12 protein-coding genes and 1 tRNA gene are annotated in these 13,831 nt (G+C 51.0%); 6 read left to right on the forward strand and 7 right to left on the reverse strand.

Annotated features, from left to right (window positions below; genetic code table 11):
- Positions 1–101 precede the first annotated feature (101 nt).
- Positions 102–1,352 carry a type II toxin-antitoxin system HipA family toxin gene (locus tag EL29_RS20605; RefSeq protein WP_028715988.1) on the reverse strand — a complete coding sequence of 417 codons (1,251 nt, stop codon included), beginning with the start codon at positions 1,350–1,352 and terminating at the stop codon, positions 102–104.
- Entirely contained in the window at positions 1,349–1,654 is a 306-nt protein-coding gene (locus EL29_RS20610; RefSeq protein ID WP_014606711.1) for a helix-turn-helix domain-containing protein, read from the reverse strand. The genes EL29_RS20605 and EL29_RS20610 overlap by 4 nt, the downstream gene beginning before the upstream one ends.
- Positions 1,655–2,258: 604 nt before the next feature.
- Between EL29_RS20610 and EL29_RS20615 the strand changes: the two genes are divergently transcribed.
- On the forward strand, positions 2,259–2,753 hold the full coding sequence (locus EL29_RS20615; protein ID WP_014606710.1) for a hypothetical protein: 495 nt from the start codon (positions 2,259–2,261) through the stop codon (positions 2,751–2,753).
- A gap of 32 nt (positions 2,754–2,785) precedes the next feature.
- On the opposite strand, the gene EL29_RS20620 is transcribed toward EL29_RS20615, so the two are convergent.
- The 5 genes from EL29_RS20620 to EL29_RS20640 all read right to left on the reverse strand — a co-directional run bounded on the left by EL29_RS20620 (position 2,786) and on the right by EL29_RS20640 (position 8,083).
- Positions 2,786–4,288, reverse strand: a complete 1,503-nt coding sequence (locus EL29_RS20620) for a helicase HerA-like C-terminal domain-containing protein (protein WP_028715989.1) — start codon at positions 4,286–4,288, stop codon at positions 2,786–2,788.
- 91 nt (positions 4,289–4,379) lie between these two features.
- Positions 4,380–5,948, reverse strand: coding sequence for an ABC transporter substrate-binding protein (locus EL29_RS20625; protein WP_015701065.1), 1,569 nt, complete (start codon positions 5,946–5,948; stop codon positions 4,380–4,382).
- Positions 5,949–6,092: 144 nt separating this feature from the next.
- Positions 6,093–6,761, reverse strand: a complete 669-nt coding sequence (locus tag EL29_RS20630; RefSeq protein ID WP_015701064.1) for a MarC family NAAT transporter — start codon at positions 6,759–6,761, stop codon at positions 6,093–6,095.
- Positions 6,762–6,773: 12 nt separating this feature from the next.
- The gene (locus EL29_RS20635; protein ID WP_006121820.1) at positions 6,774–7,409 is read right to left on the reverse strand and encodes a hypothetical protein; all 636 of its coding nucleotides are present in this window, start codon (positions 7,407–7,409) and stop codon (positions 6,774–6,776) included.
- A 182-nt stretch (positions 7,410–7,591) separates the two neighbouring features.
- Positions 7,592–8,083 (reverse strand): YjjA family protein, encoded by a 492-nt coding sequence (locus tag EL29_RS20640; RefSeq protein ID WP_019106731.1) that lies wholly within the window; start codon positions 8,081–8,083, stop codon positions 7,592–7,594.
- 231 nt (positions 8,084–8,314) lie between these two features.
- On the opposite strand from EL29_RS20640, the gene EL29_RS20645 reads away from it, so the two are divergent.
- The 5 genes from EL29_RS20645 (at position 8,315) to dbpB (ending at position 13,670) form a co-directional block, all read left to right on the forward strand.
- Positions 8,315–8,399, forward strand: a tRNA-Leu gene (locus EL29_RS20645).
- Between the two features lie 186 nt (positions 8,400–8,585).
- Positions 8,586–9,830, forward strand: coding sequence for a tyrosine-type recombinase/integrase (locus tag EL29_RS20650; protein ID WP_028715990.1), 1,245 nt, complete (start codon positions 8,586–8,588; stop codon positions 9,828–9,830).
- Between the two features lie 540 nt (positions 9,831–10,370).
- Complete coding sequence (locus EL29_RS20655) at positions 10,371–11,222, forward strand: hypothetical protein (RefSeq protein WP_181134976.1); 852 nt, start codon at positions 10,371–10,373, stop codon at positions 11,220–11,222.
- Between the two features lie 73 nt (positions 11,223–11,295).
- Positions 11,296–12,546 (forward strand): tRNA-guanine transglycosylase DpdA, encoded by a 1,251-nt coding sequence (gene dpdA / locus EL29_RS20660; protein WP_028715992.1) that lies wholly within the window; start codon positions 11,296–11,298, stop codon positions 12,544–12,546.
- Entirely contained in the window at positions 12,543–13,670 is a 1,128-nt protein-coding gene (gene dbpB / locus EL29_RS20665; protein ID WP_028715993.1) for a DGQHR domain-containing protein DpdB, read from the forward strand. The genes dpdA and dbpB overlap by 4 nt, the downstream gene beginning before the upstream one ends.
- The last annotated feature ends 161 nt before the right edge of the window (positions 13,671–13,831 follow it).

A 13,831-nucleotide genomic window follows, 5' to 3' on the forward strand; every position in this document is an offset into this window, starting at 1 on the left:
AGCAGCGCACTGACGCTGGGAAGTGAGGTACATTGTCGACAAAAAAAAGGACTATAATCCCATTTATCGCTACCTAATAGGAATAAATTCCCATTATGATGTCAGACGTTGAATGCCGATTCCTGTAGGGCTTGCTCGGCCCGGCCAATGCCTAAGCCCTTAGCAACATGTCGCCACGACTTCACCGCGCTCAGCACCTCATCGTAGATTTTCGTTGCGTCACTCTGTGACAGCCTGAAGAAATCTTTTACCTCAAAAGCGAGTCGGTAATCGAGCGCGTTGTCTGAATCATTAATATTGAGATGAAGCCCTTGCTTGCCGACAATCGGGTTTACGTCATAAGCCGGTGATAACGTCCAACCCTGCCGTGTGAGCAAAAAACCGTGATTGCGCAGATGGTCGTCAGTATTCGATACGGCAATATTCAACACGATTCTGCGCCATAGCTGGGCTAAATCGGCTTTTGTTTGCGCGCCCTGAGTGGAGAGAAATTCGGCGATTTCTAAATAACTGGCCCCCTGCGACTGCTCACCATCATAGTAGTGAAGCTGTGTCATTGCCGATGAAAAATGAATCCGCTTTTCACCCTCGCGATCGAAGCGGCGAGTTAAAAAGGTATGGTGTGTTGATGAAAACCGCCTGATTTCGGCAGGAGACATATTAACGCCAGCCGCGATGGCCAACTGATGGCACACCATCTCCCATGCACCGATGTCACAGGTGTCTGTGGTATTGGGAAACTTGGCGATCCACAGCTGGTTATTCTCATCGGCCACACAGGCCTTTGGCCTTGCTCCGCCTAATGATGACCCCGGTGAAATCAGCATTTTCAACCAGGCGTAATATTCATCACTATCAATATTTTCATCTTTTTCAATCTGTAGGGCGGCATACTCTAATTCTCGCAGCGCCGCGATTGGCGGGGCGGCAAAATCACTGTTGTTATCCAGAAAATCATCGCATCCTGATTTCCTGAATCGAATACCGCCCATTCGATAAGCATCATGTACGCCCAGAAGATAATCCAGCTCAGTCAGTCGACTATTCGCCCGCATGCCCTTACGCGCTTCAATCGCTGCGCGACGCTGCATCAAAATACGCCCCCAGCGATCGGGTGACGAATCGAGAAAAGCGCGGAAGTTTTTATTTGCTTCGTCGTTGTAGAGTTCCCCTGAGTGAAGCGTCAGCATAGGATCGATTTGCAAACGGTGGGGAGAGGTTAAAAATGTGTTGTCATATGAAAAGCTGAATACACCGCCACGACTGGAATCACTGTAAGAAAGGTGGCCCAGCAATAAAGGTTTCTCTATGGGTTGCCAGTCTGCATAGACCTCAATGCTTTCACGACTCATTTTGAACCTTCCAGCAGTTTAATGTTTTGCAGCTTAATACCGACCTCATCGTGAGCCGCCATTTCTGCAAAATTGTTTTCCATTCCCAGCACGGCCATGATTTTTAAATAGGTGCCAATGGCAACGCCCGGATCGCCTGCGAAGGCCTTGTTTATCGTCTTATGATCAAAACCGGTTCGCTCGCATAGCAATTTTTTAGTGAAGCCACGGCGTTTCATCGCCAATAGCAAATCCTCACCAAAGTGCATGAGGATTTTGCGTTGCCTGGGAAACAACACATTGTGCAAATCTCGTTTTGCCATCAACCTATCATCCGGGACTAAATTCCCAATTTTGGTTCAATGATGGGAATATAGTCCCTTTTTTGAAGTTGTACAATCAATCTTCGTTTTGACCCTTTCAACGCGAATTCGCATAATTTATGCCTCTGAGCGGGTAGCGAGAACATCACCCCAACCTGATTTCTGTACGTAAAAGCGCAGAACTGTCATAGAAATGTCAGTTCAGCGTATATCGTTAAGCTCATTATCAATGCGGAGCGCAGGGGGAAAAAGCGAGCGTGGCAGTGGATAGCCTGGCCATTACCGTTTCATGATGGCGATAGCCACGGGGATGCATGTCAGACATGGTGAAAGTATGCGACATTTCTGATCGTTAACGCCCTGCAAAATTGCTATTGGTTATCCTCGCAGCAGCGCACCCATAGCACGCTTTATCCGGCGCTTGTCACTCAGATTTAGCGCACGACTGGCGCATGTCGTGGAAAATTTGTTAAGAAAGTGGATGTTCTTGAGTGGCTTATTTGCATTAATTGTTCAATTTACTCTGGGCTCAACCGCAATGCACTGTGCGGTATCTCAATTTGTTGACGCACCCTATCCATGGAACCAGACCAGGAGAATTCACGTGAAAGCAATCGCAACGGCAACCGCAAGTCTGTTGATGTTAATGAGTGGCGTATCCGCGCAGGCGGAAGGGCTGACCACCTCGCAGGATGGTAAAAACCTGACCGTCAGCTTCGGCCAGCCCACCATTAAGCAGGTGCTGCATTACCGTAAAATGTACGACAAAAAACCCTTCCCCGATGCCGAAATTTATTACTACGACAACGGCACCTATAAAATCATCTCGCAGGGGGAAAACCACTACGGCGTTTACGTGATGCAGGGTAAGTTTGATGATGAGACCTTCACGGTGCGCTTTATCTCGCTGCCTTCCACCGACTGGGGCAACAAAACCGCCTTCCATCAGCTGACCTTTGTGCGCGGCGACAAGCAGAACGTGTTTATTCAGAACGCGATTGTTGATACCGGCGAGGCGATTGCCCAGCAGAACGGCACTTACACCCAGGAAAAGAACACCGTCACCAATCCGGTGTCCACCAGCTGGAAGCACAAGTAGCGTTGAGGTGGCAGCCCGGCTGCCACCGTATTTTACCGACGACGTCCGCCAAACAGGCTGCCCAGCACGCCGCGAACGATCTGGTTAGTAATCTGACGTCCCGCGCTTTTTGCCATGGTTTGCACCACGCCATCCCGCTTGCCGCCGCGCGGACCGGTGCTGCCAAACAAAATGTCTTTTAATCCCCCCAGAATGCCGTTATCGACCGCCACCGCGTTGCCTTTGGCTTCGGGCGCATTGGCCTTGTCACTGGCGGCCTGAACGCCCTGTTGCAGACGTTCGTAAGCCGATTCCCGATCGACTTCTGTGTCGTACTTGCCCGACAGCGGAGAATGGTTGATCAGCCCGTTGCGCTCGTCCGTGTTCACCGGCCCCATGCGCGAGCCGGGTGCGATCACCATCGCCCGCTCCACCACCGACGGGCTGCCTTTGGCATCCAGAAAGGAGATCAGCGCTTCGCCGGTGCCCAGCGCCTGTATCGCCTCCACGGTCGTAAACGCCGGATTGGCGCGCAGGGTTTCGGCGGCGGTTTTCACCGCTTTTTGATCGCGCGGGGTAAAGGCGCGCAGCGCATGTTGCACCCGGTTGCCTAGCTGGCCCAGCACGCTGTCGGGAATGTCCGCCGGATTCTGCGTCACAAACCAAATCCCCACGCCTTTGGAGCGGATCAGGCGGATTACCTGCTCAATCTTCTCCAGCAGCACCGGCGGCGCCTCGTTAAACAGCAGGTGCGCCTCATCAAAGAAGAACACCAGCTTCGGTTTATCCAGATCGCCCGCTTCCGGCAGGTGCTCATACAGCTCTGACAGCATCCACAGCAGGCTGGTCGCGTAAAGTTTGGGCATCTGATACAGCTTCTCGGCCGACAGGATGTTAATAACGCCTTTGCCGTTGCTGTCAACGCGCATCCAGTCGCTAATCTCCAGCATCGGCTCGCCAAAGAAGTGCTCTGCGCCTTGCTCCTCCAGCGCCAGCAGCCCGCGCTGGATCGCGCCCACTGAGGCGCTGTTAATGTTGCCGTACTGCGTCTGAAAGCTTTTCGCGTTATCGCCGATGTACTGTGTCATGGCGCGCAGATCTTTAAAATCCAACAGCAGCAGGCCCTGATCGTCGGCAATGCGGAAGATGATTTGCAGCACGCCGCTCTGCACCTCGTTCAGGTTCAGCAGCCGCGCCAGCATCAGCGGCCCCAGATCCGACACCGTCGCACGCACCGGATGGCCTTTCTCACCGAAAATATCCCACAGCACCACCGGGCTGCTGGTTGGCTGCCAGTCGGTCACACCGATGTTGGCCAGCCGCGCCTGCAGCTTTTCGCTGCTCTGGCCTGCCATCGCCACGCCGGTTAAATCGCCTTTCACATCCGCCATAAACACCGGCACGCCGATGGCAGAGAAGGATTCCGCCAGCTTTTGCAGCGTCACGGTTTTGCCTGTGCCGGTGGCACCGGTGATCAGGCCGTGGCGGTTTGCCATCTGTGGCAGCAGGTGCAGTTGAACGTCAGGGGTTTGGGCGATAAGCAGGGGAGCGGTCATAGCGCGGCACTCATAAACAGTCAGTCATGCGTTAAGCATAGCCAGCGGGGCGGCAGACGTGAGTAAAGATTACGTGCTGCCGCCCTGAAATTTACTTCTCCACCTCTTCAAAATTCAGCAGCGTGACGCCAATCCCCTGTTGCGCGTGCGTCACGTTCTTGCGCAGCGCCACCTGCACCTCGCCCTGCAGCATCACCACGTAAGGCGAGTTCTGCTGAAGCTGCTGTTGCAGCGAGACGTAATCGGCCCGGCGTTTGGCGGCATCGCTTTCTCCGGCGGCTTTGCGCGTCAGGGCGCTCAGCTCCGGAATATCCCAGCCTACGCGCCAGGCCAGGGTTTTGCTGCCGTTCGGCACGTTATAGGCGAAGGTGCTGGCGTTGGTATTGGGATCGATGTAGTCCGCGCCCCAGTAGGTAAAGATGGATTCAAAGTTGCGGCTGCGCATCTTGCTCCACAGCTCGGATTCCGCCACCGGCTGGATATCCAGATTCACATCCGCCTTCGCAAAGCTCGACTGCAGCGCCTGGGCAATATCGATATAAGGCGGCTGATTCACCACCGACAGCGCGATATGCGCGCCGGGCTTAATACCGCCTTTGGCTAATATCGCTTTGGCCTTCTCGACATCGTAGTGGAACGGTTTGGTCTCCAGCGCGCCGTCAAAGCCCTGGGGCAGGAAGCTCTGGTGTACGCGATATTGCCCCTTCAACAGCTGATTCGCCAGGCTATCGTAGTCCACCAGCCAGCGCGCGGCCTGCCATAAGGCCGGATTGCTCAGCGCAGGCTGCTGCGTACTTTTGGTGTTAAAGCCCAGGTAGTAGATCAGGCTGGAGGGAAACGCGGCGATGTGCACGTTGGGATCGCTTTTCAACGAGGCAAGCTGATCCGGCCCCAACTGGTACGCCGCATCCACATCGCCCTGCTGGATCAACAGCCGACGGGTGCCCGGATCGGCCACGCCTTTCAGCAGCACCCGTTTCAGGTGCGCTTTCTGCGTGCTGTTGGGATTGGCCTCCAGCACCAGCGCCTGCAGGGGCACGAACTGCTTGATTGCGTAGGCCGCGCTGCCCGCCGAGTGGGTTTTCAGCCAGCCATTGCCGAAGTCGTTATTGGCGGCATGCGACTGCGCCAGCTTGCTGTCAACGATGGAGGAGACCGGGGCAGTCAACAGGCGCAGGGCCAGATCCTGCCCGATCTCTGCCGGCCAGCGCAGTTCAAGCTGATGATCGTTGATCACGGTGAACTGCTGATCGATGTTCTCCGGCGTCCAGCCAAATTCCCCGAGGATAAACGAGGGCGCTTTGTTCAGCTTTACCGCGCGGGTTAAGGAGAACACCACGTCCTGCGCCGTTAACGGATTGCCGCTGGCAAAACGCGCCTGCGGATTCAGGTCAAACACCAGGCTGTGCGGGTTTTTGCCCGCCTGCCAGCGCAGGGCCGCCAGCGGGGCCAGCTTCTGCGGATCTTTATGATCCGGCTCCAGTAACGTCTGATAGATATTACGCAGGCTGCTGTTGCTGACGGTTTCAAAGCTTTCCGCCGGATCGAAACTGATAATGCCATCCAGCGGCACGGCGACCACAAACGTATCTTTCGGCGTTGCCGCGTGGGCGGCAGAGGATAGAGCAAGGGCGGTAAGCAGGAGCAGCGGTTTGCGCATAGCGGTTATCCTTAATGATTGATAACCCTACTGTAACCCGCGCCAGAGCAGGTCAAAATGCCGGTTTGTTCTGAGCTATGCCAGTTTTGTCTTAGCCGATTTGCCTTAGGTGACAGGCCGCCCTGAGGCGGGCGGCTCAGGCCGTCAGTGAAAGTTATGAATGACTTCCAGCACGCCGTTGATAATGAACTGGACGCCCATGCAGACCAGCAAAAAGCCCATCAGGCGGGAGATAGCCTCGATGCCGCCTTTGCCCACCAGGCGCATGATCGCCCCCGAACTGCGCAGGGAAATCCATAAAATCACGCTCACCACCAGGAACGTCAGCACCGGCGCAATGTTCAGTACCCAGGCAGGGAAATCCACCCCGCTGCGCACGGTAGAGGCCGAAGAGATGATCATCGCGATCGTCCCTGGTCCCGCCGTGCTCGGCATCGCCAGCGGCACAAAGGCGATGTTCACCGGCTCCTGTGCCGTTTCCAGCTCATCGTGCTTGTGCTTAGCTTCAACCGAATGGCCTACCGGTTTCGCCGGAAACAGCATCCGAAAACCAATAAACGCCACGATCAGCCCGCCCGCGATGCGCAGCCCCGGAATGGAGATGCCGAACGTGTGCAACACCGCGCTGCCCGCGTACCAGGCCACCATCATGATGGCGAACACATAGATGCTCGCCTGCAGGGCCTGACGGTTACGCTCCTGAAAATTCATCTCACCGGCCAGGCCCAAAAACAGCGCCACGGTGGTGAGCGGGTTGGCGAGCGGCAGTATCACCACCAACCCCAACCCGATTGCTTTGATTAACTCCAGCATGCCTTATCCCGCTTAGTGTTTAGGACGTTCCAGCGCTTCCAGCAGCTCCGGGAAGAAGTCTTGCAGGATCTCCGGCGTCATCAGCTCCGGGTACTGCATCAGGTGCTCGCGGATACGTTCGTTTACGTCGGGGATCAGGCGCTGTGCCGCATCGCTGGCGCTGATTTTGTGCTTCTTCATGCTGCGCAGCAGGTCGGCGGGCAGGTTATCTTCGTCTTCGTTATCTTCCACCATCTCCAGCGCGTCCAGCTCGTCGAACATTTCCATCAACGCTTCGGTCTGCGGCGTGCGGGATTCATATTCGCGCGGATGCTCTTCTGCCATATAGCGCAGCATCAGGCGCATCGGCGTGCCATCCGGGGACTTGGGCGGTTCGGCGGCGAACCAGGTCAGCAGCTGGTGGATGGTCACCTGATGGACGTGATAACCGTTATCCACCAGCTCGTCGGCCAGCAGCTCGGCGCTTTCGTTTTCAATCAGACAGATATGCGTGCGGTTGGGATCGTACTCTTCGAGCCACTGGTAGATCTCTTCGATCACCCCATCGTCGTACTCGAACTTTTTGTTTACATAGCTCCCTTCTGACGCATTTACGCAGGCTGTGATCAGGTCTGGATCGAAGTAAATTGCGATGTTGATACCTTTCATGCGTGCTGTCCTGTTCAAATCCAAAACATCACTATAGCGCCCAACGCATTAGGAAGGAAAACTTATGACTTAACGTGTTGCGATACAAGGTGATGCAGACAGCGGGCGGGGGACTGACTGGCGGTAAAAAAGCGGGTAAGAAGAGGCGATAAACCTGCCAGCGCGGGGCTGGCAGGCGGCTGTCAGGAGATAAAGTTTTTACCCTGTTTCAACACCACGTCACAGGCTTTAGTTTTCAGCTTCTCGCCCATCGGCGAGTTGCTGAGGCTTTGCAGGTTTAGCTGCTGGCCATTGCCGGTGTTCAGCAGCCCGGCCACACCCTGGGTGTAATCCGGTTTCTGCTCCTGTGCCGCCGTGGTATTCAGGCCCAGCTTGCTCAGCACCTGATCTTTTACCGACTGCACGTTGTTTTTCACCACGTTGTGCTCCACACAGTACTGCATTACGCCGGCGGCATTGGTCATGCTGTTGGCGCTCATGGCTTTGTCGTTGCTGTTCAGCAGGCTGGTAATGGAGGACATCGACAGCCCGCCGTTCTGCTGACCTGTTGCACCGTTGTTTTGCTGACTCAGCTGGTTGGCGGCGCTGCTCAGTTGATCCTGCCAGCTTGCAGCTGACGCATTACCCGCCAGCAGCAGGGCTGCCAGGGCGCAGGCGATATGGCGCTTTTTCATTTCGACCTCGGTTGGGTTTTATGCTTCGTGCTGTTAAGAGGCGGTGCGGATGAGAAAGTTCCGACGAGATCGTAAGGAGAAGGCGGTTTGGGAGGATTCTGGCAGCGGGACAGCGCGGGTTTACCGGGTTCCGTGTGTTTTTTCGCCGCTTAGCGCACATCACAGCGGAATTGGGTTGCTTGCTGGGCACGTAACGGTATAATCCCCAACGTTTTCCGCATCCTCTTCAGTGCCGAAGTGGCGAAATCGGTAGACGCAGTTGATTCAAAATCAACCATCGAAAGATGTGCCGGTTCGAGTCCGGCCTTCGGCACCATCGGAACATCAATAGACGTCAACGGACGTCTTTTTTTGTGCCTGAAATCCAGTATTTACCCATCATTCCCGTTATATTAACTCTCTCAAGGTCAACCGACTTCAACGTACATCTACCAACAGATGTTGGTATAGATGATGGTATTTCCGGTTCGATAATGCTTGTACCAACAGGGAGGGGATAAGCATGGCGTTAACAGATATCAAAGTCAGAACAGCCAAGTCAACGGATAAGCAATACAAACTGACCGATGGCAATGGTATGCATCTTCTCGTCCACCCAAATGGTTCAAGATACTGGCGTCTGCAGTACCGCTATGGCGGAAAGCAAAAGATGCTGGCTTTAGGTGTTTACCCTGACGTATCTCTTGCAGATGCTAGAACTCGTCGCGATGACGCTCGTAAGCTTTTAGCAAACGGCATCGATCCGGGAGATAAAAAGAAAAATGATAAGATTGAGCAGGAGGAAGCACGTACTTTTGAGCAGCTTGCTATTGAGTGGCATGCCACAAATAAAAAGTGGTCAGAAGAACATAGTCGACGAGTGCTTAAAAGCTTGGAGGACAATCTCTTCCCTGCCATAGGTAAGCGGAATATCGCTAATCTTAAAACTAGAGACCTGCTGGCCCCAATCAAAGCGGTAGAGTTGTCGGGGCGACTTGAGGTGGCATCCCGTCTACAGCAGCGCACTACTGCAATTATGAGATATGCCGTTCAGAGTGGTTTACTTGATTACAATCCCGCGCAAGAGATGGTTGGTGCTGTCGCTTCGAGTAACCGTCAGCATAGACCTGCGTTAGAGTTGAGACGTACTCCCGAACTGCTTCAGCGCATTGATAGCTATACCGGCAGGCCTTTGACTCGTCTTGCCGTTGAGTTAACCCTCCTTGTCTTCATCCGCTCCAGCGAATTGCGTTTTGCTCGTTGGTCTGAGATCGATTTTGAAACATCTATGTGGACGATACCTGCAGAGCGGGAAGCTATTGAAGGGGTAAAGCACTCACAGCGTGGCTCAAAAATGCGCACACCTCATCTGGTGCCACTTTCTCGTCAGGCGTTAGCAATCCTTAAACAGGTACATAAGCTTAGTGGCGATCGTGATTTTGTTTTCATTGGCGATCACGACCATCGCAAACCGATGAGCGAAAACACAGTGAACAAGGCGCTGCGCGTTATGGGTTATGACACGAAGGTTGAAGTTTGTGGGCACGGTTTCAGGACAATGGCTTGTAGTTCATTGATTGAGTCTGGATTGTGGTCGAGGGATGCAGTGGAACGGCAAATGAGCCATATGGAACGTAACTCAGTACGTGCAGCTTACATTCATAAGGCTGAGCATCTTGATGAGCGGCGACTAATGCTGCAGTGGTGGGCTGATTTTTTGGATGCGAATAGGGAAAGCGAAGTTAGTCCTTATGACTTTGGCAAGTAGTCTAATTCCTGATGCTTGCTATGTTTGAATTCGAAAAACCGGCTTGAAGTATAATCCATACTTTTTTATAACTGTATTATTCAGGCGACTGTGAGGTGCACTATGAAAACTTTCGATGCCCAACTTGCGATGAGCATTGTATCGCACTCAACTGGAGGTTTTAGTTACGACACTCTTGCTAGGGCTATGATTTCTAAGGATAAAAATGAAAGCCCTGACGTGCTTCTTGAATCATGTCGAGACTTTTGTTTATCCCTTGAGGAAAAAGGCATTTTGAGACGATGCCAAAGATGTTCTCATTCTCAAGATGAGTATTTCGAGTACATTCTCCACTAACATAAGACCCTAGGAAAAATTTCTAGGGTCTTTTAACTCCGTTCTTGTCATCCCCCTTTTTCTACTGTAGCTTGTGTAGCACGATTCGGGGGGGCGATTGTGAGCAACATCAATTTAATAACTACATGTACAAATGGAAAACACTGCGGTAGCGGAGATATATTGAGTCTGAGTCAATTTTCATCAGGTCTAATCTCTTCAAGTGTGCTAGTGAATTCTTGGTGTAATGCTCTGAATGAAGCTATATCTACATCTGCAACTGTATGTGCAGAGGATCTTTATAAAGGTGGGCACTGGGCGACAGCTAAAGCGATATTAAATGAATATCCTATTGATTTATGGGTGCTTTCTGCTGGATTGGGCCTCCTCCACCACAAAGACAATGTAGTACCGTATAAAGCGACATTTGCTGTTGGATATGACGAATCAATACCTTTGTATTCTCAAGAATATGTAGGGAAAAGTTTTCATAGAACATGGTGGAAAGAAATAACTAATAGATCAATTTTTAGATCTAAGCATCCTACATCTATTTTAGAATTAATGAAAAAAAACAAAAAAGACTATTATATTATTTGCGGTTCCCCAGATTATATTAATGCAATTGAATTGGATATTATTAATGGTATTGAGTATTTGATTGATGCAAAAAAACAACTGCTTATTGTAACTTCCAAAAAAATCAATGACAGGTTGACTGCATATCTTTTCAAAACCAACCAAAATATGGCTCTGTGGCTAGGATGCAATATGCTCATGCTTAATATCAGTGTGGCAAAATACATTGTTAAGGAATTTACGTCAAAACAACTCAATGATTTAAATGAGTTATCTCACAAGTTAATTGAAGAACTCAAGGAGTTACCTGAGCGTGAAGTGAAAAAAGGAATTCGTCGTACCCCGGAGGAAGTTAAGTTTTTCATTTTAAAGCTTATGGAACAAAATCCTAGTATCAGTGCAACACATGCGTTGCGTGAATTTCGTGACTCGGGAAATTCATTTGAGGAAAAACGTTTTCGGGCTGAGTTTAAGGTCCTGAGAGAGGCTAAACCTTAATGCTACTTGCTTGGGTTTCATGGTAGAATCCCCCGTTTTTTGAGGCTTTGCAGTGGTGTCACAGGAGAGTAAGTTGTCGAAGCTAAAGTATTTTTTCCCTGATAGTCAGGATTTTATCGATCCCAGTTTCGACTTCTTCCGCGAAACGCGAAACGAACATCGCGTGCGTCAACGTGACGATCATTATCCGCATGAGGTTTTTCCTCATCCTTACGATGGTATGCTGGTTTCTAAAGCCGTAGTAGATGGTCTTGGCGGTGGCGAGAGCAAATATACGCGTGCCCAACGTTTGCGTTACTTCCGTAATGGCATGAAGCACTTCTTCCGCTTGCCGGAAAATATGGAAACTATGGGGGATTGCGGAGCCTTCACTTATGTTAACCAAGACGTCCCGCCATACCGTGTGGAAGAGGTGATTGAATTCTACGAAACCTCCCGCTTTAACCATGGCGTTTCTCTCGATCATATCGTTTTTGGCTATGAGAAACCTGGTGAGGTATTCAGTGGCGAAGTGTTGGCTGAATGTCGCCGACGCCAGGATATTACGCTGACCTTGGCGCAAGAGTTTTTGAACAAGTCGCAAAAGTCCTGTTTCGCTGCCTTTGGCGTTGCACATGGATGGAGCAAAACCTCCTACCGTCAATCTGTAGAGGCCCTGCTGGCCATGGGATACAAAAATATCACCATGGGAGGGATGGTGCCTTTGAAAACGGTGCAGATCCTTGAGACTCTCGAAGAGATTAAACCTCTGCTGAAAAGTGATACACGTGTTCACTTGCTTGGTATTGCCCGTCCAGAGAGTTTCGCCGACTTTATCAAGTTTGGTGTGACCAGTATTGACTCGACTACACCGCTTCAGCAGGCCTTCAAAGATCGGAAAAACAACTATCATACGCCTGATGGCCCGGCCTATACCGCTGTGCGTGTCCCTCAGTTTGATGCGAATCCAAGTTTGAGTCGCAAAATTAAATCTGGCGTGATTGATCAGGATATTGCGCGGCATCTTGAAAAGGATGCCATGAATGCCCTGTTCGAATACGATAAAGGGGCTTTGTCCCTTGAGAAGACGCTGGAAATAGTACTGGCATATGAACGTCTTCATTCGGGCGAGAAAGAAGCCGAAAAAATCCGTGCTGACTACGAACGTACGCTGGGTGATCGTCCATGGAAGCAATGCAAGTGCAATATCTGCAAGGCCATTGGCATCAACGTTATCATTTTCCGCGGCGCAGAACGCAACCGTCGCCGTGGTTTCCATAATATTCAGGTGTTGTACAACCGTTTACAGCACACATTGTCATTACGCTCAGAGGAACTGTCATGAGTGAGTATCGTGTTCCCGCCCTGCGAATCCGACAGGGTGAGGAGAGGCAACTCTACAGCCTTGCGATAGAAGGTAAACAAATCAGCAAGATTGCAGCGATTTCACGTATCCGTCGCGGCGAAGAGAGTTTGGTTGGTTATCAGCGTCCAGAAGTACGTAACCATATTCGCGAAATTCAGCGCTACATTGAGAGCGCAAATCCGATGATACCAAACCCGGTGATTATCGCTTTTGATAAGCGTGTGCGTTTTGAACCGCTTACAGATAATGGCGATATGGGACATCTGGTAATACCTTTCTCCGAAGATAAGGATTTTGAGAAGCCAGGTTTTATTGTGGATGGTCAACAACGTACCGCTGCTTTGCGGGATGCAGAAATCGACTCGTTCATGATGCCGGTCTCCGCTTTCATTGCTAATGACGCGGAAGAACAGCGTGAACAGTTCATGCTGGTTAACTCCACAAAACCGTTGCCCAAAACGTTGTTATACGAACTGGCACCGCATACCCACGGTCGTTTGCCATCCGATCTGCAAATGCGTAAGTTTCCTTCACTGCTGACTCAACGACTGAACTTCGGCGAAGGTCCACTTGCAGGGCGCATCAAAACGGCGACCAATCCTGATGGGGTTATTGCTGACAACTCGATGATCAAAATGATCGATGCCAGTCTTCGTGAGGGAGCATTGTATCGCTTCCGTGACCCCGCGACAGGGTTGGGGGATGAAGGGAAGATGGTGAAACTGCTGAATAACTTCTGGTCTGCTGTGGAAACTGTGTTTACTGATGACTGGGATAAAAAGCCGCGCTATTCCCGCTTGTTACATGGCGTTGGTATTCTTGCGCTTGGCAGCTTGATGGATGAAATCGATCAGGTTCATCAGGACTATAAAGGTGAACCAGGCTGGACTGAGATCCCTTCCTATACTCGTTTTGTCGAAGAGTTAAACCGTATTAAGCCGCTTTGTGCATGGAGTAGTGGCGTGTGGAACTTCGGCACAGATGTTGATGGTCAGCCTATTGTTCGTAAATGGAATGAACTGCAAAATCTCTCAAAAGATATATCTGTGGTTACTGATTATCTGGTAGCCAATTATATTAAAGTAGCTAATGCTGACATTTAAAATTTAAGTTTAATCTAAAGCCTCATATTGTTAAATGGAGGCTTTATTTTTAATGAAATAATTTCACGGTGAAACTAGTGGGTATGTAGACAAGGGGTGTTTAACTTTCTTTAATTTGACGGTATTAACTGATTGATTCAAATGTATAAATTTTGTGGCCG

It is taken from the genome of Pantoea ananatis LMG 2665 (genome assembly GCF_000710035.2).
Lineage (GTDB): Bacteria > Pseudomonadota > Gammaproteobacteria > Enterobacterales > Enterobacteriaceae > Pantoea > Pantoea ananatis.